This window comes from Streptococcus sp. HMSC076C08, from assembly GCF_001810825.1.
GTDB lineage: Bacteria > Bacillota > Bacilli > Lactobacillales > Streptococcaceae > Streptococcus.
This window is the reverse complement of record NZ_KV802733.1, coordinates 15,761-36,009: the sequence shown is the minus strand read 5'-3', so window position 1 is coordinate 36,009 and position 20,249 is coordinate 15,761. Positions and strand designations below refer to the sequence as shown.

Below are 20,249 nucleotides of genomic sequence, written 5' to 3'. Positions count from 1 at the left end.
TTTTCAACTCTTTCTATTATACCTACTTTTCCGCCTTTGTCAAGAACTTTTTTCTTCTTTATCGAAATTCTGAAAAGATAAGGGAAAGTTCTCTCAGAAGAGCTTTCCGTCCTCTAAAGACTTCTCCTCCTATTAGACGATCTATTAGCTCTTGTTTTTCCATACTCTGCTTTGATTTGTAATTCTTTAGAAGTTCGTGAAAAAGATAATAATCGTCCAGCCTGAGTCCTTTTTCTCCTAGACGGTGGCTAATCTCACTCACCTCTTCATAGGGTTCTTTGTCGAAACGACGCTTGTGACTTTCCTGCTTACGGATGTAATCTAGAATACGATTTCTAAATTTTGTTTTAAAGCAAACATAAAGTTGATGGCGCTCGCCCTCTAGTAACTCTGGGTTGCGAGTCACCAGCTCATATAGGCATAACATGCCTTCTTGATCCCAGTCCTCTTTCTCCCACAGATGCAAATGATAATCTTTGCGACACTTATGGACAATTCCCTTACTTTCTTCATATAAGTCTTTTAGATTCATAGACCTCTCCTTTCTGCATTTAGTTTAGCAAAATGCGCGAGCCCATGGGTCTACTTCCTCTGTTTTATACTTCTTCCTTCCTCAACGGCACATAAAAAGAGAGGCAAAGCCTCTCTGGGGTTATAATTCTGCAATTTGGTTGAGGTTCACTTCTGCAATCGTATCATTACCAAACATAGAGATAATCATCTTCACTTTATTGTTATCAATTTCAGTAATTTTACCTGTGTAGTCTGCAAAAGCGCCATCAATGATGCGGACTGTCTGACCAACTTCAACATCAATATCAAACTCTTGAACAGTTTGTCCCATTGAAACCAAGATATCACGGATTTCTTGTTCCAATAGTGGAGTTGGTTTTGATCTGTTCCCGTGTGAGCCGACGAATCCTGTTACATTAGGTGTGTTTCGAACAACGAACCATGCTTCATCTGTCATGACCATTTCCACAAGGACATAACCTGGAAAGCGATTCTCTTCAACTTCCTTTTTCTTTCCATTTTTCTCAACTTGCACGGTTTGTGTTGGAATTTCAACGCGTAGAATATTATCCAACATGTTATATGTTTGCGCACGTTGCAATAGATTTTCTTTTACCTTATTTTCATAGCCAGAATAAGTTTGTAGAACAAACCATCCCTTGTCAAAACTATCCATGATATTTCCTTTCATACATATATAGAAGAAAGTTAGCAGAAGTTCTCCGCTTCTCTTCTAAAAAATGTTAATAAATCGAATCAAACCTGAAACAATCAACTGGTCAAAAATGTAAATGATGACCACAAAGAAGGCTGTGTATTCCATAATAGAGCGAAAATCTCTCCAGCTTTCTTTGCGAGTTGGCCAAGTTGTTTCTTTAAGAAGTTTAAAAATATCCTTAATAAAACCCATCGTTCTCTCCTATCTCGTTTCTCTATGTGTCGTATATTTTCCACAATGTTTACAAAATTTATTTACTTCTAGTCGTGTTGGCTTGGGGTTCCCACTAATTTTGATTGAGTAATTCCTTGAACCACAAACTGCACAAGCTAGGCTTGCTTTTTTTAGTGCCATAACGCCTCCATCTTATCTATTATAACAAGAAACCTAGGCTTTGACAAGCCTCTTAACGAAATAGATTAAGGATTGAGTCCCATATTGTCTGGGCTTTTTCTTTTATCTTGGCTTCTGAAATCGCCCGACCTGCTTCATCTACAAGATTTTGAGCACGACTACGAATATCTCCTATCGGATCCTCAGACTGGTTTGTCTCATTCTCAGCAACCTGCTTTTTCGTATTTTCTGGTTCAATCCCATTTTGTTTATAAGCATTCTCAACTGTAAAAGTGCTACCTGGAGTGTGGGGCAAAATGGTATTAGCCATACTTCTAAAGACATGGGCTGCTCCATTTGAGGTCGAACCTGCTAGATAATGACTCTCATCTGTTGTTGGGAAACCGAGCCAGTGGCTGATTACAACATCTGGAGTATAGCCAATCACCCACTGGTCACTGGTATATTCTGGGTTGAAAACAGCTTCAGTCGTACCTGTTTTACCAGCCATAACGTAATCCGCTGGTGACGAACTAATTCCTGTACCATTGGTAAATGTTCCTAGCATCATACTGGTCATTTTATCAGCTACCGACTTATCAATCACTCGTTTTTGGGAATTTTTATGACTCTTTATGACCTGACCGCTGGCATTCTCAATACGAGTGATGAAATGAGCTTCAGGCATTAGACCTCCATTGGCAAAGGCTGCATAGGCTTGCGCCATCTGGAGAGGATTCGTCTCCACACCTCCACCAAGAGCAACTCCAAGAACTCGGTCAACTTTTTCCATATTCAGGCCAAATCTCTCCCCAGCGTCAAAAGCTTTGTCAATACCTAATTCATTTACAGTCGCAACTGCCGGTAGGTTGAGTGATTCCGCCAAGGCCTGATACATAGGTACTTCTGGAGATGTCTTAATGCCCGCATAGTTGTCTACTTGATAACTGTTGTACTGCATCGTATGATTATCCAGTTGCTTGTTCAAGGCCCATCCCGCTTCTACTGCAGGTGTATAAACGACTAAAGGTTTAATGGTTGAGCCTGGGCTACGTTTAGACTGAGTGGCATAGTTAAAATTACGAAAGCCTGGTTTGTCATCCCCAGCTACACGACCAACAACTCCACGCACTCCACCAGTCTTGGGTTCTAGAGAGACACTACCTGATTCGGCATGCGTTCCGTCTTCTGCTGTTGGAAATAGCGAAGTGTTTTCGTAAATAACCTGCATGTTTGCTTGGTAGTTTTGGTCAAGCTCTGTGTAGATTCGATAGCCGTTGTTGACAATCTCTTCTTCTGTGAGATTGTACTTGGAAACCGCTTCGTTGACAACTGCATCAAAATAGGACGGGTAACGATAATCCGAAACTTTGCCTTCATACTTATCTTGCAGTTGAGAAGCCATATCTACTCCAGCCGCTTCGGTCTCTTGATTATTATCAATATAGCCCGCTGCAACCATATTTTGTAATACAGTATCCCTACGGTTGGTCGAAGTTTCAACAGAATTTAATGGATTATACAATTCTGGTCCCTTGAGCATCCCTGCTAGAGTCGCCGCCTGATCAAGCGTTAGTTGCGAAGCGGATACACCGAAATATTTCTTACTTGCATCTTCAACACCCCATACCCCATTTCCAAAGTAGGCGTTATTGAGGTACATAGTAAGGATTTGCTCCTTGCTGTATTTTTTTGTCAATTCTAAAGCTAGGAAAAACTCCTTGGCCTTCCGTTCAACGGTTTGGTCCTGAGACAGATAGGCATTTTTCGCCAACTGTTGGGTGATGGTAGAACCACCTCCAGAACGACCTGCTGTGACAATAGCTAGGAAGAAACGACCATAGTTAATCCCGTCATTTTTATAGAAGGAACGGTCCTCTGTCGCGACGACAGCATTCTGCAAGTCTTTACTAATATCTGTCAGCTCAACATAGGTCCCCTTTTGACCGGATAGGGCGCCTGCCTCTTTTTCTTCGCGGTCAAAAATCAGAGTTCGCGTTTTCAAGGCATTTTGTAAGTCATTGACATTGGTAGACTTGGCTATCGCAAATAGGTAGGTTCCTACTAGCAAACCTGCACTTAACCCTAAAATGATGACGATTTTTGTCAGATGATAACGACGCCAAAATTTCCGAATCGGGCCTACTTGGGACAATTTTTTTCTATCGCTCCGTGAACGACGCATGCTAGTCGAATCAGACTCCGCGGATTCATTCGTTTCTTTTTTAAAGAGAGAAAGAAATTTCTCAAATAATTTATCTAATTTCATGCGTTTATTTTATCATCTTCACCATAGGAACTCAAGAATTTAGCTACTCCCTATCCAAATAGGGCTTTTTTTGTTACAATATCTGTATGCAATTCACATTTACACTACCCGAATCCTTGCCTCAAATGACGGTCAAGCAATTCCTAGAGGAACAACTCCTTATCCCTAGAAAAATCCGTCATTTTTTGAGAACAAAGAAGAACATCTTAATGAACCACAAAGAAGTTCACTGGAACGAGATGGTCAAACCAGGTGACATTTGCCAGTTGACTTTTGACGAGGAAGATTATCCCCCAAAAGAAATCCTTTGGGGAAACCCAGACCTCGTTCAAGAAGTTTATCAAGATCAACATCTCATTGTTGTCAATAAACCAGAAGGCATAAAAACACACGGCAATCAACCTGATGAAATTGCCCTTCTCAACCATGTCTCTGCACACGTTGGCCAAACCTGCTATGTCGTTCATCGCCTGGATATGGAAACAAGCGGTTTAGTACTTTTTGCTAAAAATCCTTTTATCCTTCCCATTCTCAATCGTTTGTTGGAAAAAAAGAAAATTGCTCGTGAGTACTGGGCACTCGTAGAGGGGCAAGTAGGGAACAAAGAACTTATCTTCCGAGATAAAATTGGTCGTGATCGACACGATCGCAGAAAACGAGTGGTAGATTCCAAAAGTGGGCAACATGCCGAAACTCAGGTAAGCAGATTAAAGCAATTCCCAAACAAAACTTCCTTAGTTCGTTGCAAACTAAAGACCGGTCGAACGCATCAAATCCGTGTTCACCTTTCTCACCATAAGCACCCTATCCTAGGCGATCCTCTCTATAATAGTAAATCAAAGACAAATCGGCTTATGCTCCACGCCTTTCGACTTTCCTTTACCCATCCACTCACCTTAGAACAATTGAGTTTTACTGCCCTCTCGGATACTTTCGAAACAGAATTAAAACAAAATGGATGACACTATCATCCATTTTTCTATACAAAAAAGCAAGACCGGAAGGTCTTGCTTTTATTGACTCAAGAATTATTTAGCGATTTTTGCGAAGTATTCAAGAGTACGTACAAGTTGTGCAGTGTATGACATTTCGTTGTCGTACCATGATACAACTTTAACCAATTGTTTACCGTCAACGTCAAGAACTTTAGTTTGAGTTGCGTCAAACAATGAACCGTAAGACATACCTACGATATCTGAAGATACGATTGGATCTTCTGTGTAACCGTATGATTCGTTTGAAGCTGCTTTCATAGCTGCGTTTACTTCATCGACAGTAACGTTCTTTTCAAGAACTGCTACCAATTCAGTAACTGATCCAGTTGGAGTTGGAACACGTTGTGCAGATCCGTCAAGTTTACCATTCAATTCTGGGATTACAAGACCGATAGCTTTAGCAGCACCAGTTGAGTTAGGAACGATGTTTGCAGCACCAGCGCGAGCACGGCGAAGGTCACCACCACGGTGTGGTCCGTCAAGGATCATTTGGTCACCAGTGTAAGCGTGGATAGTAGTCATCAATCCTTCTACAACACCGAAGTTATCTTGAAGAGCTTTAGCCATTGGAGCCAAGCAGTTTGTAGTACATGAAGCACCTGAGATAACTGTTTCAGTACCATCAAGAACGTCGTGGTTAGTGTTAAATACAACTGTTTTAACGTCGTTTCCACCAGGAGCAGTGATAACAACTTTCTTAGCTCCACCTTTAAGGTGTTTTTCAGCTGCATCTTTCTTAGCAAAGAAACCAGTTGCTTCAAGAACGATTTCTACACCGTCAGTAGCCCAGTCGATTTGTTCTGGATCACGTTCAGCAGAAACTTTAACGAATTTACCGTTAACTTCGAAACCACCTTCTTTAACTTCTACAGTACCGTCGAAACGACCTTGAGTTGTGTCGTATTTCAACAAGTGTGCAAGCATAACTGGATCTGTAAGGTCGTTGATGCGAGTAACTTCAACACCTTCTACGTTTTGGATACGGCGGAAAGCAAGACGACCGATACGTCCGAAACCGTTAATACCAACTTTAACTACCATTAGTGATTTCCTCCTTATGAAAATCATGAAAATTTTATTGTGAAAAGAGTAACTTGAATCACTACAAATCACCTTTCAACAAACCTATTATATAACTATTTGAGTTTAATTGCAAGTACGGGCGTTGATTTTCTCTCCTGCTTTTCTACTTTTTCTCCCCCTTTTTATTCATCCATTCTTTTATTTTCAAAGCATATCTCTAGAATCTTTTATAATATCTGCATATCCTCTTCATTTCAAGGTGAAACTCCAATTTCAACGCTTTCAGAGTTTACAAAAAAGAGACAGAATTTCTCCTGTCTCTAGGCTGATAAACAATTATTTGCGACGTCCTGGTCGTTCTGCATAACCATAGTAAGCATCTGCCATGATTTCTTCCATGTCAGCTACCATTGGCAAGCGAGGGTTAGCAGGTGAACATTGGTCTTCATAAGCAAGCAAGGCAATTTCATGCAAGCTGTCTTTCCAAGCTTTTTCATCGATTCCTTGATCCTTGAAGTTCATCTTGATACCTACTGCAACACCAAGTTCGTAAACAGCTTTAGCGTATGCTTCAACTGCTTCTTCTGGAGTTGAGTGAGGCAATCCAAGCATTCTAGCAATATCTTGGAATTTTTCGTCAGCTTTCCAGTAGTTATACTTAGGCCATGTAGTCGTCTTAGATGGGCGAGTACCATTGTAACGGATAACGTATGGAAGCAAGATTGCGTTTGTACGTCCGTGAACAGTATGGTGAACCGCACCGATCTTGTGGGCCATTGAGTGGCTCATACCAAGGAAGGCATTGGCAAAGGCCATACCAGCCATTGTAGATGCATTGTGCATTTTTTCGCGAGCTTCTGGATCAGCTGTCTTAACAGATTTTTCCAACCATTCAAAGACAAGTTTGATTGTTTGAAGGGCGATACCGTCTGTATAGTCGTTAGCGAAGTTTGAAGTGTAAGCTTCAGTCGCGTGAGTCAAGACGTCCATACCTGTATCCGCAGCGATGAAGTCTGGAACTGACTCAACCAAAGCAGGGTCAACAATCGCAATAGTTGGTGTCAATGAGTAGTCAGCCAATGGGTATTTACGATTGTTTTTCTTATCAGAGATAACGGCAAATGGTGTTACTTCTGAACCTGTACCTGAAGTTGTTGGAATACCAATGTATTTCGCTTTCTTACCAAGTGATGGGAAGCGGAAGGCACGTTTACGGATGTCCATGAATTTTTGAACCAAGTCACGGAAGTCGATTTGTGGTTGTTCGTAGAAGAGCCACATTACTTTGGCCGCGTCCATTGGAGAACCACCACCAAGAGCGATGATTGTGTCTGGTTCAAATGCTCTCATTACTTCAGTACCACGTTCTACAGTTGTGATATCTGGGTCTGGTTCAACGTCTGAGAAGACTTGGACAGTTACACGGTTGCTGCGTTTGTTCAATTGGTCAATAATGCGTTGAACAAAACCAAGTTTTTCGATCGATTTGTCTGTAACAATCATAACGCGTTCAATATCTTCACATGTTTGAAGGTATTGGATAGAATTGCGTTCGAAGTAAATTTTTGAAGGAACTTTAAACCACTGCATATTATTTCTACGTTTCCCTACTTTCTTGATGTTTAGAAGGTTGATCGCACTCACGTTATCACCGACTGAGTTGTGTCCATATGAACCACATCCAAGTGTCAATGATGGAATGAAGGCATTGTATACGTCACCGATACCACCGAAAGTAGATGGAGAGTTCCAGATAATACGCATTGCTTTAATTTCTGTACCAAAGCGTTTAGCAAGAGCTTCGTCTTTTGTATGGATGGCTGCTGAGTGACCAAGTCCGTTAAACTCAACCATTTGACGAGCTTTTGTAAGACCGTCTTCTGTGTCTTCAGCTTTTAGGACAGCGATAACTGGTGACAATTTTTCACGAGTCAATGGTTCTTTCGGTCCTACTTCTGCACATTCCGCAGCCAAGATGTTTGTTCCTTCTGGAACACTAAATCCTGCTTGTTCAGCAATCCATGCTGCTGGTTTACCAACGATGTTTGCATTTAGTTTAGCACCTGCACAGTTTTTGCTATTAGCTTTTACACCGAAACAGAATTCTTCAAGAAGTGCTTTTTCTTTCTTGTTTACAAAGTAAGTGTGATATGATTTGAATTCTTCTACAAACTCGTCATACACTTCTTTATCAATGATAACGGCTTGTTCTGATGCACAGACCATCCCATTATCAAATGACTTAGACATCACAATGTCATGAGCAGCTTGACGAAGGTCAGCAGATTTTTCTACATAGGCAGGAACGTTTCCGGCACCTACCCCAAGAGCTGGTTTTCCACATGAGTATGCAGCTTTAACCATGGCATTACCACCAGTTGCAAGGATAGTTGCAACACCTTCGTGGTTCATAAGCGCTCCAGTTGCTTCCATAGATGGTTCTGTAATCCATTGAACACAGTTTTCAGGTGCTCCAGCCGCAATAGCTGCATCACGAACGATTTGTGCTGCGTGAGCAGAAGATTCTTGAGCTGATGGGTGGAAGGCAAACACGATTGGATTACGTGTTTTCAAAGCAATCAAGGATTTGAAAATCGCTGTTGAAGTTGGGTTTGTTGTCGGAGTGACACCACAGATTACACCGACAGGCTCCGCAATCTTTGTCAAACCTGTAATTGGATCATCTTCGATAACTCCAACTGTTTTAACTCCACGCATATTGTTCACTACGTGCTCGCAGGCAAATAGATTTTTTGTCGCCTTGTCTTCAAATACTCCACGACCAGTTTCTTCAACTGCATGTTGTGCAAGGATACCGTGCGCGTCAAGTGCTGCAACCGAAGCTTTTGCCACGATGTAGTCAACTTGCTCTTGGTTCAACTTGCGCATTTCATCAAGCGCAACCAAGGCTTTTTTCACGAGACCATCGACATGCTTTTCAGCAGCAAGTTGTTTTTCCTCTGGTGTTACTGTTTTTTTATCAGCCATATTATCCTCCATAGCCTTTAAGGATTTTATCCTTTGTTAATTTTTTCACAAGTTTATTATAACTCTTTTTTTATGCTTTGTAAACAGTTTCATAAACATTTCACAAAGAAATTTCCTGAGATTGTGATTTTTTTCTCAATATAGCTACGCGACAGAGTTTTGCTTGGATGATTGTGAAATTATGGAGAAAATTTTTTTATTTCACAAAGTTTTTCTAGTTGAGAGTTATTTACCGAATTTAAGCACAGAAAGCGTTTTCTTTTTAGATTTTGAAAATAGTCTCCTAACTTGGAGACTACTGTTTTTGTTGAAAAACGCCTTGTTTAAAGGTCCCTTCATAAACAACTTCTTGCTCTGTAGTCAACTTCCCTTGACCTTCAGCCTGACCATTTACAAAATCACCTTCGTATTTCCAGCCATCTTTTGATTGGAAAGTCCCTTTTCCATTAAAGGCTCCATTATTGAAATCACCTGTATATTGGTCTCCGTTTTCAAAGGTCAGGGTTCCTTGACCATTCATTTTCCCTCGTACCAAGGTGCCATCATAAACAAGAGCTCCACCATCAAGTGTCAAGACACCCTTTTTAGGCATATTTAGCAGAAATACCGAAAGAGCACAGAGTACCATTACAACTACTGCAATGAGCTCTAACCTAGGACGAGTTAGGTAAACTCTACCCTTTTCATAAAATTGTTTAAGCTTTTCCATTGTTACTCTCATTTTCTAATCGATCCAGCCAGCTTTGACATCCACTTGTGATACGAGCATAGGTTTCCTCAAAATTTCCTGTATACCAAGGATCTGGGACACTTTCAGATGCAAAAGAGTAGATTTTGTACTGTAGTTCCTGAGGGCACATGTGACACAAATCTGAAACGTTTGAAGCATCCATACCGATAATGTAATCAAACGATTCAAAGTCTTCTCTGCCAATCTGAAGCGATGTTTTATCTTTGTCATACGGGATCTGATATTGCTGGAAAATTCCTTGCGTTCCCTTATGAATCGGATTGCCATGTTCCCATGATGACGTTGCACGACTCTCGACTTGGTAAGCGCTCGTCATGGACTTCATCACAAACTCTGCCATGGGACTTCGGCAAATATTTCCTAAGCAAACAAATACTATTTTTTTCATCCCTTTTCCTCTCATCTCATAGAAAAACGGGAGTGACAGGTCCCGTTTTATTCTTCGATTGCTCCGCCTTCGTCAACAACTGTTCCTTCTGGTGTCGCAGCTTCTTTGAGTGGCAAAACGGTCTTAATCGCAGCCAATTCAAAAGTCAAATAAACGCCATCTACATCCAGTACGATTGTACCTTTCTCAGTATCTACTTCATCCACTGTTCCGTAAAGCCCACCAATTGTAATGACTTCATAGCCTTTTTGAAGCTTGTTCAAGCTTTCCATACGCTTTTGTGCTTGTTTCTTTTGAGAACGTTGCATAAAGAACATCAAGGCAAACATACCTACAAGCATGATCAAAAATGTTAAATTTGGACTAATATTTTCCATAGTATTTTCTCCTTTGTATTTTACATAGGACTACTATATCAAATTTCAGCTACTTTTACAAGATTGTGCCTTGTTTTTATGGTTATAAAAAATCAGAGTTTTCACTCTGATTTTTGTGATTATTTCAAGTTTTGAACGACTTTGACTAGATTTTCAACTGTAAATCCATACTCTGCCAATACTTTTGGTGCTGGGGCAGATGCTCCGAAGGTATCAATACCGAGAACTGCACCATCAAGACCAACATACTTGTACCAGTTTTGAGTTGCTCCCATTTCGACCGCAACACGACGGCGAACTGCATTTGGAAGAATTTCTTCCTTGTAAGCTGCATCTTGTACGTCAAAGACATCTGTTGATGGCATGCTGACTACACGGACTTTTGCACCTTGGCTAGCCAATTCTTTGGCAGCTGCGACCGCCAAATTCACCTCTGAACCTGTTGCAATCAAAATTGTATCAAAGTCTGCTGCATTTTCATAGACAACATAGGCACCTTTCGCAACTTTGTCAAAGTCTGTTCCTTCTTCGACAGTCAAATTTTGACGTGTCAAGACAAGGGCAGTTGGTGTTTTTTCGCTTGTCACGGCAAGGTACCAAGCCGCTTGAGTTTCACGCGCATCTGCTGGGCGGAAAACATTCAGATTTGGCATAGCACGGAGACCTGCTAAGTGTTCAACTGGTTCGTGCGTTGGACCATCTTCACCAACTGCGATTGAATCGTGGGTAAAGACATAAGTCACAGGAAGTCCTTGCAAGGCTGACAAGCGGACAGCTGCTTTCACATAGTCAGAGAAGACAAAGAAAGTACCACCATAAACACGAAGTCCACCGTGAAGGGCCATTCCGTTCAAGATCGTTCCCATTGCAAATTCACGAACACCAAACTGAATGTTGCGGTTCAAGCGATTAGCGTCGTCTTGAAGTCCATCAGTCTTAATATAAGTCATGTTTGAGTGAGCGAGGTCAGCTGATCCACCTAGGAAGGTTGGTAGCTTAGCTGCTACAACATTCAAAGCATCTTGACTTGAATTACGAGTTGCTTGAGAGAAACCATTTTCTAAGGCTGGGAAGTCTGCTGGAGTAACTTTAACTGGATCACGTCCGTCGATGATGGCTTCTACTTCTGCAGCCAGTTCTGGATGCGCTTCTTTATAGTCAGCAACTAATTTAGTCCAAGCTTGATAAGCTGACGCGCCACGGTCTGCAACATTTTCTTTGAAATCAGCATAAACTTGTTCTGGGATTTCAAATGGTTCATAGTCCCAACCGAGCGCTTGGCGAGTTGCTGCAGTTTCATCTGCTCCAAGAGGAGCACCGTGTACGGCATTAGTTCCTTGTTTGTTTGGAGAACCGTATCCAATCACAGTCTTCACTTCAATCAAAGATGGTTTGCCTGAAGCTTTAGCAGCTTCGATAGCCGCATGGATTGCTTCCAAGTCTGTTCCATCTTCAACCAAGGCTGTATGCCAGCCGTAGGCATTGTAGCGCTCACGAACACTTTCAGTGAAAGAATCCTTTGTCTCACCATCCAAGTTGATGTCATTTGAATCATAAAGAACCACCAACTTGTCAAGTTTTTGCAAGCCTGCGTATGAAGCCGCCTCACTTGAGACACCTTCCATCAAATCTCCGTCTCCACAGATCACATAAGTATAGTGGTCAAAGATATTGAAGCCTTCGCGGTTATATTTGGCTGCTAAGAAGCGTTCTGCTTGGGCAAAACCAGTAGCAGTAGAAATCCCTTGTCCTAGAGGACCAGTTGTCGCGTCAACCCCTGCAGTATGACCAAATTCTGGGTGACCTGGTGTTTTGGAACCCCATTGGCGGAAGTTCTTGACTTCATCCATGCTAACATCTTCAAAACCAGAGAGGTGAAGAAGAGCATAAAGAAGCATTGAGCCGTGTCCTGCTGAAAGAATAAAGCGATCGCGGTTGATCCAGTTTGGTTGAGCTGGATTGATACGAAGTTGCTTTGTAAAGAGGCTATAGGCCATAGGAGCAGCCCCCATAACCACCCCTGGGTGACCTGAGTTTGCTTTGTTGATGGCGTCAATACCTAGAAAACGAATTGCATTAACAGATAGATTTGACATAGAATTTCCTTTCTCTTTGAGGTGATTAATGAATCACACATCCTATTTTACTATTATATGAAAAAATGCATAGAATAGCAATAAAACAATTTGCGCTCATCTAACACATTTGATTTTCTATTCCCTCGTCACCTCATAGTACGGGAGCAAGCGCGCATAAGCCTCTTCTAGCTTCTCCAATATCGCTTCTACTGACTGATTTGCAATGAAGGAAACATCTGCCTTAACCAAAACTTTACGGACTTCCTGACTTCTCACCTTCTCGCGTAAAGTACGACGATTCTCCTCAGTTGCCTCCACCTTATGACTTTCACCATTTGAGTAGACTAGATAATAAATTCCTTCTACCGCTGGAAGTTCTAAAACCTTGGCTTGCTTGTCTAAAGTCTGCTCGTCTTTCTTGCGCTCGATGAAACTGACTTCCAAAGAAATCCCATAATTAGCAGGTGTTCCATATAAACGAAGAGCCATCATAGGTTCTGTCACTTGTCCGTCTCTCTGTAAATATGCCCAGAAATGCGGTCGCAAGCGTTGCGCTTGGTTCATCCACTGACTAGTCTGTTGCAGTTGCCATTCTGGATGACTTGCTTGAAAGATTTTGGCCAATTCTGTAAAAGACTTCCGAGCCTCTTGACCTTTTTGCCGCAAGTCCAACATCTTTTCTCTTTCGTCGCCAGCTTTATCAGGATTGCGGTACTGGACTCCTGCAAATGATAGGTATTCTCTAACTGCTTTCAGCATATCTAAATCTTTCCTTTCCTAGCAAAAAATCAGGATGAACCTGATTTTGCTTTGCTTATTCTGCATCTACGACAACATAGCGATTTGGTTCGTCACCCTCAGAGTAACTCGTCACGCCATCCATGCGCGAAATAATGCGATGGATAATCTTGCGTTCGCTATTTGACATTGGATCAGTTTGTTGGCTACGTCCTTCTTCTAAAACGCGAGTCGCCAATTTTTGAGCGTAAGTTTGCAAGACTTCTGCACGGTGCTCAACGTAATCATTGACATTGATTGTGATGTAGAAGGTTCTTGAATAGCGGTTGTAAAGGTAATTTTGCGCTAACAACTGAAGAGCTTTCAAGACTTTTCCGTGGTAGCCGATAATACGACCTGGTTCATTAGTGTCAATTTGAAGATTGATAGTGCGGCGATTGTAGTCGCTTGAAATCGTCCCTTCAACATCCATATCATCCACAATGGTTTGAACGTAGCTAGCTACTTCAGCTGCCACCTGTTCGATGTCATAACTTGGTTCTACTTTCAAGCCTAAATCTTCCAAAGATTGACTTGTTGCTTCCTGCCTTTCAGTTTCTTTTTCTGGAGCAGAGCCCACTTCCTCGGTAGTATCCTCTGGTTCCAATTCATTTAAAATTGAAATATGGCCTGTTTCTTCCAAAATCGTGCTGGCATGCTTTTCATTTTTCAAGATTTCAGCCTTGACCTCTTCAGAAACACCTTGACCTTCTTCTTCAATCTTCTTAATCGCTTCAACTACATGCCCCAAATCAACAGTTGCTTCACTTACTGTTTTCACGGGTTCATTTTTTTCATTGACTTCTTTTGGAACCCCTTTAATGGCCTGCTGATTGGCTTTGATCACTGTCGTTTCACTAATGGCTTCGATATCAACTTGAGCTGGCTTCTTACCAAACAAGCCCAAGAATCCTTTTTTCTCTTTTGAAACGACCTTGATGTGGGCCTTCATTCTTGGAATATCTAATTCTTTCAATCCTTTTTGGATTGCTTCTTCAACCGTTGAACCTGTAAATAATACCATTACCAGATTCCTCCTTATTTTTTCTTTTTCTGTGCTTTTTTCAAGGCTTTTCTCTTCTTGCCTTCTAAATCTTTTTCTGCTTGCGCCACTGCTTCTCTTTCAGCAATAATCTTGAAAGGATTGTTCAAGAAATAGGTTTGCAGAACTTGGTAAGCATTGGATACAGCCCAGTACAAGGCTACACCACTTGGGGCGGAGATGGCAAAAACAAAGATCAATACAGGCATACCATACATCATCCCTGTCGTAGCTCCACTTTTTTCAGATAAAGCTTTATTCGATAACCAGCTACTCAAGAAGGTAAAGACTGCCGCCAAAATCGGAAGGACAAAACTTGTATCCACTCCTCCCAAATTAATCCATAAAAAGTGACCTGTTTTCAAAAAGTCTACTCGACTCAAGGCTTGAAAGAGCGCCAAGAGAACCGGCATTTGTATTAAAATCGGCCAGAGAGAGGATGAATGTTTGATCCCTAACTCTTTATAAACCTTACGCATCTCCTGGTCTAGCTTGGTTCTACTTTCCATATCACGACCCGGATATTGCTCTCGCAAAGCCTTGATGCGTGGTTGAGCCTCTTGCATTTTTCTAGAGGCAACCATCTGTGTCTGAAAGACCGGTAATAGAATCGTCCGGATCAAAATCGTGAAGAGGATAATCCCCACTCCGATACTAATGTCAAAGGACAAAAAGCGGATAATTTCAGCAAAAAAATAGACGAATTTGCTCCAAAAGTCTGTCGAGTCTGCTGTTATATCGCTAGCTGTACCATTTGTTGCACAGGCTGTCATGATAAACAAGGACAAGCCCAACAAACTAGTCAACTGTAGTTTCTTTTTCACTCCCATTTCCTTCCTGGTAAATCTTTGATAACTTTAATACGTGGAGTAGGTTTTTCTCCATCTCTGCATATTCCAAGGTTTCCACCCCTTTTCGGGCAATCACGACAAAATCAACATGCTCTACTAAACTCCCTTTTACACCTTGTAGAATGTGCCGGATTCGTCTCTTGATTTGATTTCTGGTAACTGCATTCCCCAGCTTTTTGCTGACGGACAGTCCTACTCGAAAATGGTTTTGCTGGTTTTCCAATTGGTAGACAACAAATTTTCGATTGGCAAAACTTGTTCCGTCCTTGAAAATCGCTTTAAAATCTTTCTCTCTTTTTACACGAAAGCTTTTCTTCAAAACTCAACTCCATCTATTAAATTACTACTATTATACCATATTTTTTGAAAAAGCCAATAACAGCAAGGTTTTAGACATTTTCTACATAAAAAAAGCTGGAAAATCTCTTTTCCAACTTCTTTTCACAATCAAATTTTATGTGTATTTACTTATTTTTTCAAGCGTTCAACATCGCGAGCAATAACCAATTCCTCATCTGTTGGAATAACCAAGACACGGATTTTCGCTGCATCAGTTGAGATGTCTCCCGTTACGCCAAAGACGTTCTTTTCTGGATCCACATCACAACCAAACCAAGAGATACCTGAAATGACATCCTCACGAACCAAAGCTGCATTTTCACCGATACCTGCTGTGAAGATAATCGCATCTGCTCCATTTAGGACTGCAAGGTATTGGCCGATATGTTTTTGGATACGATCGACATACATTTCATAGGCTAAAGTCGCATCATGATCTCCTGCTTCCATGGCAGCAATCACATCACGCATATCGCTTGACTGACCAGAAACTCCCATGAGCCCTGATTCACGATTGAGAATGCGACTAATATCTTCAGGGGTATTGAAATCCTCTGTATATTGCATGAGATAAGGGATGATGGCAGGGTCAATATCTCCTGTACGAGTCCCCATCATCACACCGCCAAGTGGTGTGAATCCCATAGAAGTATCCACAGACTTCCCACCCTTAACAGCTGTGATAGAAGCCCCGTTACCAATATGGCAGGTAATCAATTTCAAATCTTCTAGAGGACGGCCCAAAAGTTTCGCTGCTTCTCCTGCGACAAACTGGTGGCTTGTCCCGTGGGCACCATATTTACGAACCTTGTTGTCTGTGTAATATTTAGTTGGTAGAGGGTAGCGATAAGCCTTTTCTGGCATGGTTGTGTGGAATGAGGTATCAAATACGACAACACTGGTAATATCTGGAAGCAATTCCTTAAATGCGCGAATTCCAGCTGCGTTAGCTGGATTGTGAAGGGGAGCCAAGAGTCCCAATTCCTCAACTTTTTCTAACACGTCTCCCTCAACAACTGTTGATTCCTTGAAATATTCACCACCTGCAACGACGCGGTGGCCGACACCTGTAATCTCATCGTACCCTTTGATAATGTCAAAACGAATCAAGTCATCCAATAAAATTTTAACGGCTTGTGTGTGGTCTTCAATATCAAGAATTTGTTGCTCCGAACGACCGTCAAATTTTACTGTTGAAATTGAATCTTTCAATCCAATACGTTCAATCAAGCCTTTAGCCAAAACTTTTTCCTCAGGCATTTGATAAAGTTGCCATTTCAAGCTTGAGCTTCCTGCATTGATTGCAATTGTTTTTGTCATAAGATGATACCTCTTTTTAAGCGTTTTCATCTATTATAACAAAATCTCTTTTATATTTCAGTACCTTTGCTCCAATTTTGAAAATTTTCTTTAAAGGTCAACAGAACTGACGGATCTTGCAAGCTAGTAAGAGGGTAGACAAAGGGTTCTATTTCCTTGTCTCTTTTCTTCTGTAAGACAAAAATACTTTTAGCTTGGCTTGCAGTTGAGAAAATATCCTCTGGCAGAGCGATGATAGCAGCCAGACTCACTTCATCTTTGAGCCACCCTTTTAATAATTCACTTTGAGGACTGGTCAATAAATCACTCGGAGCTAGAAAAATAGCATAGCCATCTGACTTAAGGTACTTGAGGCCTTGTTCCATCAGCAAATGGTGGGCATAGGTATGCTCTTGACTAGAAGCCACTTGATAGCGAGAAGCGATGGCATCGTCTGGGTAATAGCCTACAGGCAAGTCGCTGATGACCACGTCGCTTTCTTTAAGCATTTGCGGACGAACGGCATCTCCTTGGACAAAACCAGCCTGCAAACCAATCACATCTGCCATACTGGCTGCCAAATCAATCAGCAAGTCATCCACTTCGATTCCCAAGTAATCTACTTTTTTAGCAAGAGAAGTCAAGAAAGTAGCCCCCAAAATGCCCATACCAGAGCCTATTTCGAGGATGCTAATTTCCTCTTTATGAAGCAACTCTTCTACAACAAGTACCAAGAGGAGGGAAATGGCATCTGGTGTAAACTGGTGATTGGCCTGTAAAGGTTCCGTTTGTCCTGCCTTCATCAAGAGAAATTGGTAAGTCTTGAGCCACTCTTCCTTGCGAAGCGCTAAGCGTTTAAGGGCTTGATTGTTCTCCTTGACCTGCTCTAGTTCGGTCTCGCCATCTAGATAGATACTATTTTGCTCTACCAAGGCATCATAAAAGTTGGTCACCAAATCACTTTGGATGACATGGACATTCTCTAGTAAATACGTATAAGCTTGTTCAATTTTTTCAAAATCCATATTCCTATCTTATCAAATTTCCCTCCTTTTTTCCATCTGAAGAGAAAAAATCACTGCTTTAGTCAGCGAGTGATTTTTGGGCTACTGTTAAAAAGAGTTCTGAATAATTTCCTTGAAACAATTCTTCAGCGCTATAGAGAATCTGACTATGCACAGATGAAAAAACCTGCTGAATTAACTTATTTTCCAGTTCAGCTAAATCAAAACCATGATGGTTGGTATCTGTCTTGACAAAATCAGCGATGAGAACTTGTCCATTCTCCCTAAGGTGATGGTAAAACATGGCAAGAGTTGCATCTAGATCAGGCATATGATGAAGAACTCGACTGACAACAATTATGTCAAATTGCTGCTCCAAGGGATTTGCCAGTAAATCCTGCTCCAAAAACTGGATATTCTTGATGTCTTGTTGCTCTGCTTTCAAACGGGCTTGCTCCAGCATTTTCTCCGAGATGTCCACAAGGGTAACCGACTTGGCCTGCTTGGCCAGGGGCAAAGCTAATAGACCCGTCCCACCACCAAAGTCCAATATTTCCTTGTCTGATAGAAGAGCAATCTGTTTTTCAACTACTTGACAAACCAAATTTGCAAGAAAGATATTTTTGGGCGAATCAAAAGTTTCTGCTTTGTGATTAAAATCATGTTTCATGCTTTTAGTTTAGCACAAAGAAGTTGAATTGACTAGGATTTGTCTTTCTTTTCAGGCTTTTCTTCTGATTTTTTCTTCCCTGCTTGATTGCTTGAATCAGTCGCTACCTCTTCCTTTTTATCCGTTTTCTTTTCTTGGATTTTCATCGGAGGAAAGAGAAATTCATAGTTGCCCTTATTCATACGAACACTTGTTGTAAAACCTGTTTTCGTATTTTGATACCTGACTTTTCCTAAGTTGAAGACTCGTTCCCCACTTTCTTGCTCAACCTTATCTTTACTGCGCTTGGCCATGGCAAAAGCTGCCAGCTTTTCTTTGTTTAGGGCAAAGTCTTTGTGATGGGCGACTTGCCGGTTCAAATAAAACTGCAACAACAGACTAAAGATAGCTGCCATGGTGACTGCATATAAAAGAACGCCTGCCTTAACTTTTTGCTTTTTCCACACGATAGATGAACTCCCTTTCTAAGCCCTTTTGAAATTGGAAGCGAAAGCGAACCAATTGGTTTTCCTCTGTAATCTGTGCTGATTTGAGTCCATAAACCATCGGCTGATACCCCCGTCCGCTGGTATCCGTTTTTCGAAAATCATCCGATTTAGACTTCCCTATAGAGATATCCTTACCATCCTGTTTCATGTAGAGGCGATTGCCTTCTACCTTTTCAAACTGCGAACGCTCTAACTCTACCTCCAGCTGATCCACAAACAAGAGCCACTCCTTTTGCTCGCTTTGCTGCTGGTAACGAACTTCTGAAATGAGGAGCTGACTCATAGCTTGAAAAAGGAGCAAGCCTCCGCTAATGACGATAAGAGCAATCAGAGATTCTAAAAGAGTGAACGCTCTTACCTTACTGCTCTTTAAGATCCAGCAACTTCTCTGAACCATGGTAGACCTCCAATCCCTTTTCACTAGAAAACACCTGAATCTCCACTCCGTTTATGTTTACCTGATTTTGACCTGTCTGCAGAGCCATCTTCGCTACACGCAAGACTTCTTCCTTTTGCAAGATTTCTGCCTCTTCCTGCCTATTTTTCTGGATTTGTCCCAAGAGGAGGGTTGCAATACTGGCAAATATGGCTAGAGCAACCACCGCTTCCAGTAAAATCACTGCCTTAATTTTTTGTTTCCTTAATGCGTTTAATTTTTCCATTTCCTAGATATAATTGATAGCGAATCGCTCCTTTGCTGGTCTGAAATTCAACCTTAGCCAGGGACGAATTGCCCCCAGCTCGATCAAAATGAATCGTTTGTCCAGATGGTGCATGAATCCCTTTGGGAACAGTCAACTTCTGACTACCATTGTTGATTGTCTGCCCATCTAAGTTTAGACTAGTCTTTTGTTGACTAGCTACACTATGCTTTTGAGTTTCACGGTATAGTTCTTCAAATTCCATGAAAAATATCTGCTCTTCCACTGCTGCAAAACTAGACTGGACTGAGCCAGATAAAGCCAAAGCAATGATACTCACAAGTCCCAAAACAAGGAGACTTTCCAGCATGGTAAAGGCCTTAATCCGCAACAGTTTGACTTGTTTTTTGTTTTGCATGGTATTCTTTATAAGCCTTAGCTTGCTCAGCTGTGATACGGCCGTCGGCCTGTAATTTACTTAGACTCGCATCTTCATTCTTATCCAGACTATAGAGTTCTGCCTGACTTTCCACCACCTTAACAACAGCAGCTTTTCCTTTGTCATCTACGGCATCCTTTTGCTTGGTCAAATTGGGCACAAAGAGCAAGAGAAGAACGCTGATGATGAGCAAGACCACTAACATCTCTACCAAAGTGAAAGCTTTAACCTTGGCTTTTTTTAAATTTGTCATGAGTTTTTTCATT

24 protein-coding genes are annotated in these 20,249 nt (G+C 41.4%); 1 reads left to right on the top strand and 23 read right to left on the bottom strand.

The window, feature by feature from the left end; all coding sequences use genetic code 11:
- Nucleotides 1-58: 58 nt before the first annotated feature.
- The 5 genes from HMPREF2766_RS05095 to pbp2a form a co-directional block, all read right to left on the bottom strand.
- On the bottom strand, nucleotides 59-532 hold the full coding sequence (locus HMPREF2766_RS05095) for a transcriptional regulator (RefSeq protein ID WP_070568158.1): 474 nt from the start codon (nucleotides 530-532) through the stop codon (nucleotides 59-61).
- Nucleotides 533-652: 120 nt separating this feature from the next.
- Nucleotides 653-1,189: a transcription termination/antitermination protein NusG gene (nusG, locus tag HMPREF2766_RS05090; protein ID WP_000376732.1), complete on the bottom strand. Its 537-nt coding sequence runs from the start codon at nucleotides 1,187-1,189 to the stop codon at nucleotides 653-655.
- Between the two features lie 57 nt (nucleotides 1,190-1,246).
- Nucleotides 1,247-1,423, bottom strand: coding sequence for a preprotein translocase subunit SecE (secE, locus tag HMPREF2766_RS05085; protein ID WP_000505776.1), 177 nt, complete (start codon nucleotides 1,421-1,423; stop codon nucleotides 1,247-1,249).
- A 9-nt stretch (nucleotides 1,424-1,432) separates the two neighbouring features.
- Nucleotides 1,433-1,585, bottom strand: a complete 153-nt coding sequence (gene rpmG, locus HMPREF2766_RS05080; protein ID WP_001809375.1) for a 50S ribosomal protein L33 — start codon at nucleotides 1,583-1,585, stop codon at nucleotides 1,433-1,435.
- A 52-nt stretch (nucleotides 1,586-1,637) separates the two neighbouring features.
- A complete protein-coding gene (gene pbp2a, locus HMPREF2766_RS05075; protein WP_070568155.1) occupies nucleotides 1,638-3,833 on the bottom strand; it encodes a penicillin-binding protein PBP2A in 2,196 nt (731 codons plus the stop codon).
- Between the two features lie 86 nt (nucleotides 3,834-3,919).
- Here pbp2a and HMPREF2766_RS05070 point away from each other — a divergent pair, with 86 nt between their 5' ends.
- On the top strand, nucleotides 3,920-4,795 hold the full coding sequence (locus HMPREF2766_RS05070; protein ID WP_083303881.1) for an RluA family pseudouridine synthase: 876 nt from the start codon (nucleotides 3,920-3,922) through the stop codon (nucleotides 4,793-4,795).
- A 66-nt stretch (nucleotides 4,796-4,861) separates the two neighbouring features.
- Here HMPREF2766_RS05070 and gap read toward each other — a convergent pair whose 3' ends face one another.
- From gap to comGC, 18 genes are all read right to left on the bottom strand, one after another.
- On the bottom strand, nucleotides 4,862-5,869 hold the full coding sequence (gap, locus tag HMPREF2766_RS05065) for a type I glyceraldehyde-3-phosphate dehydrogenase (RefSeq protein WP_000260682.1): 1,008 nt from the start codon (nucleotides 5,867-5,869) through the stop codon (nucleotides 4,862-4,864).
- Between the two features lie 318 nt (nucleotides 5,870-6,187).
- Nucleotides 6,188-8,839: a bifunctional acetaldehyde-CoA/alcohol dehydrogenase gene (gene adhE, locus HMPREF2766_RS05060; RefSeq protein WP_070568152.1), complete on the bottom strand. Its 2,652-nt coding sequence runs from the start codon at nucleotides 8,837-8,839 to the stop codon at nucleotides 6,188-6,190.
- 295 nt (nucleotides 8,840-9,134) lie between these two features.
- On the bottom strand, nucleotides 9,135-9,548 hold the full coding sequence (locus HMPREF2766_RS05055; RefSeq protein WP_042768788.1) for an MORN repeat-containing protein: 414 nt from the start codon (nucleotides 9,546-9,548) through the stop codon (nucleotides 9,135-9,137).
- Complete coding sequence (locus HMPREF2766_RS05050; RefSeq protein ID WP_070568149.1) at nucleotides 9,535-9,978, bottom strand: low molecular weight protein-tyrosine-phosphatase; 444 nt, start codon at nucleotides 9,976-9,978, stop codon at nucleotides 9,535-9,537. Before HMPREF2766_RS05050 ends, HMPREF2766_RS05055 begins: the two co-directional genes overlap by 14 nt.
- A gap of 47 nt (nucleotides 9,979-10,025) precedes the next feature.
- Nucleotides 10,026-10,346 (bottom strand): preprotein translocase subunit YajC, encoded by a 321-nt coding sequence (gene yajC / locus HMPREF2766_RS05045; protein ID WP_070568166.1) that lies wholly within the window; start codon nucleotides 10,344-10,346, stop codon nucleotides 10,026-10,028.
- A 128-nt stretch (nucleotides 10,347-10,474) separates the two neighbouring features.
- Nucleotides 10,475-12,451, bottom strand: coding sequence for a transketolase (tkt, locus tag HMPREF2766_RS05040; RefSeq protein ID WP_070568144.1), 1,977 nt, complete (start codon nucleotides 12,449-12,451; stop codon nucleotides 10,475-10,477).
- Between the two features lie 117 nt (nucleotides 12,452-12,568).
- Nucleotides 12,569-13,192 carry a ribonuclease P gene (locus tag HMPREF2766_RS05035; protein WP_070568141.1) on the bottom strand — a complete coding sequence of 208 codons (624 nt, stop codon included), beginning with the start codon at nucleotides 13,190-13,192 and terminating at the stop codon, nucleotides 12,569-12,571.
- 55 nt (nucleotides 13,193-13,247) lie between these two features.
- A complete protein-coding gene (gene jag, locus HMPREF2766_RS05030; protein ID WP_070568138.1) occupies nucleotides 13,248-14,234 on the bottom strand; it encodes an RNA-binding cell elongation regulator Jag/EloR in 987 nt (328 codons plus the stop codon).
- Between the two features lie 14 nt (nucleotides 14,235-14,248).
- Nucleotides 14,249-15,076: a membrane protein insertase YidC gene (locus HMPREF2766_RS05025; RefSeq protein WP_164497116.1), complete on the bottom strand. Its 828-nt coding sequence runs from the start codon at nucleotides 15,074-15,076 to the stop codon at nucleotides 14,249-14,251.
- Complete coding sequence (rnpA, locus tag HMPREF2766_RS05020; protein WP_070568135.1) at nucleotides 15,051-15,422, bottom strand: ribonuclease P protein component; 372 nt, start codon at nucleotides 15,420-15,422, stop codon at nucleotides 15,051-15,053. Before rnpA ends, HMPREF2766_RS05025 begins: the two co-directional genes overlap by 26 nt.
- Nucleotides 15,423-15,571: 149 nt before the next feature.
- Nucleotides 15,572-16,762, bottom strand: a complete 1,191-nt coding sequence (locus HMPREF2766_RS05015; protein ID WP_070568132.1) for an acetate kinase — start codon at nucleotides 16,760-16,762, stop codon at nucleotides 15,572-15,574.
- 50 nt (nucleotides 16,763-16,812) lie between these two features.
- Nucleotides 16,813-17,766 carry a class I SAM-dependent methyltransferase gene (locus tag HMPREF2766_RS05010; protein WP_070568129.1) on the bottom strand — a complete coding sequence of 318 codons (954 nt, stop codon included), beginning with the start codon at nucleotides 17,764-17,766 and terminating at the stop codon, nucleotides 16,813-16,815.
- Nucleotides 17,767-17,824: 58 nt separating this feature from the next.
- A complete protein-coding gene (locus HMPREF2766_RS05005; RefSeq protein WP_070568126.1) occupies nucleotides 17,825-18,415 on the bottom strand; it encodes a class I SAM-dependent methyltransferase in 591 nt (196 codons plus the stop codon).
- Between the two features lie 32 nt (nucleotides 18,416-18,447).
- A complete protein-coding gene (comGG, locus tag HMPREF2766_RS05000) occupies nucleotides 18,448-18,861 on the bottom strand; it encodes a competence type IV pilus minor pilin ComGG (protein WP_070568123.1) in 414 nt (137 codons plus the stop codon).
- Complete coding sequence (gene comGF, locus HMPREF2766_RS04995) at nucleotides 18,839-19,300, bottom strand: competence type IV pilus minor pilin ComGF (RefSeq protein ID WP_070568120.1); 462 nt, start codon at nucleotides 19,298-19,300, stop codon at nucleotides 18,839-18,841. Before comGF ends, comGG begins: the two co-directional genes overlap by 23 nt.
- On the bottom strand, nucleotides 19,263-19,565 hold the full coding sequence (comGE, locus tag HMPREF2766_RS04990) for a competence type IV pilus minor pilin ComGE (RefSeq protein ID WP_180364427.1): 303 nt from the start codon (nucleotides 19,563-19,565) through the stop codon (nucleotides 19,263-19,265). The genes comGF and comGE overlap by 38 nt, the downstream gene beginning before the upstream one ends.
- Nucleotides 19,528-19,962 carry a competence type IV pilus minor pilin ComGD gene (comGD, locus tag HMPREF2766_RS04985; protein WP_070568117.1) on the bottom strand — a complete coding sequence of 145 codons (435 nt, stop codon included), beginning with the start codon at nucleotides 19,960-19,962 and terminating at the stop codon, nucleotides 19,528-19,530. Before comGD ends, comGE begins: the two co-directional genes overlap by 38 nt.
- Nucleotides 19,925-20,248, bottom strand: a complete 324-nt coding sequence (comGC, locus tag HMPREF2766_RS04980; protein WP_000735802.1) for a competence type IV pilus major pilin ComGC — start codon at nucleotides 20,246-20,248, stop codon at nucleotides 19,925-19,927. The genes comGD and comGC overlap by 38 nt, the downstream gene beginning before the upstream one ends.
- Between the last annotated feature and the right edge of the window lies 1 nt (nucleotide 20,249).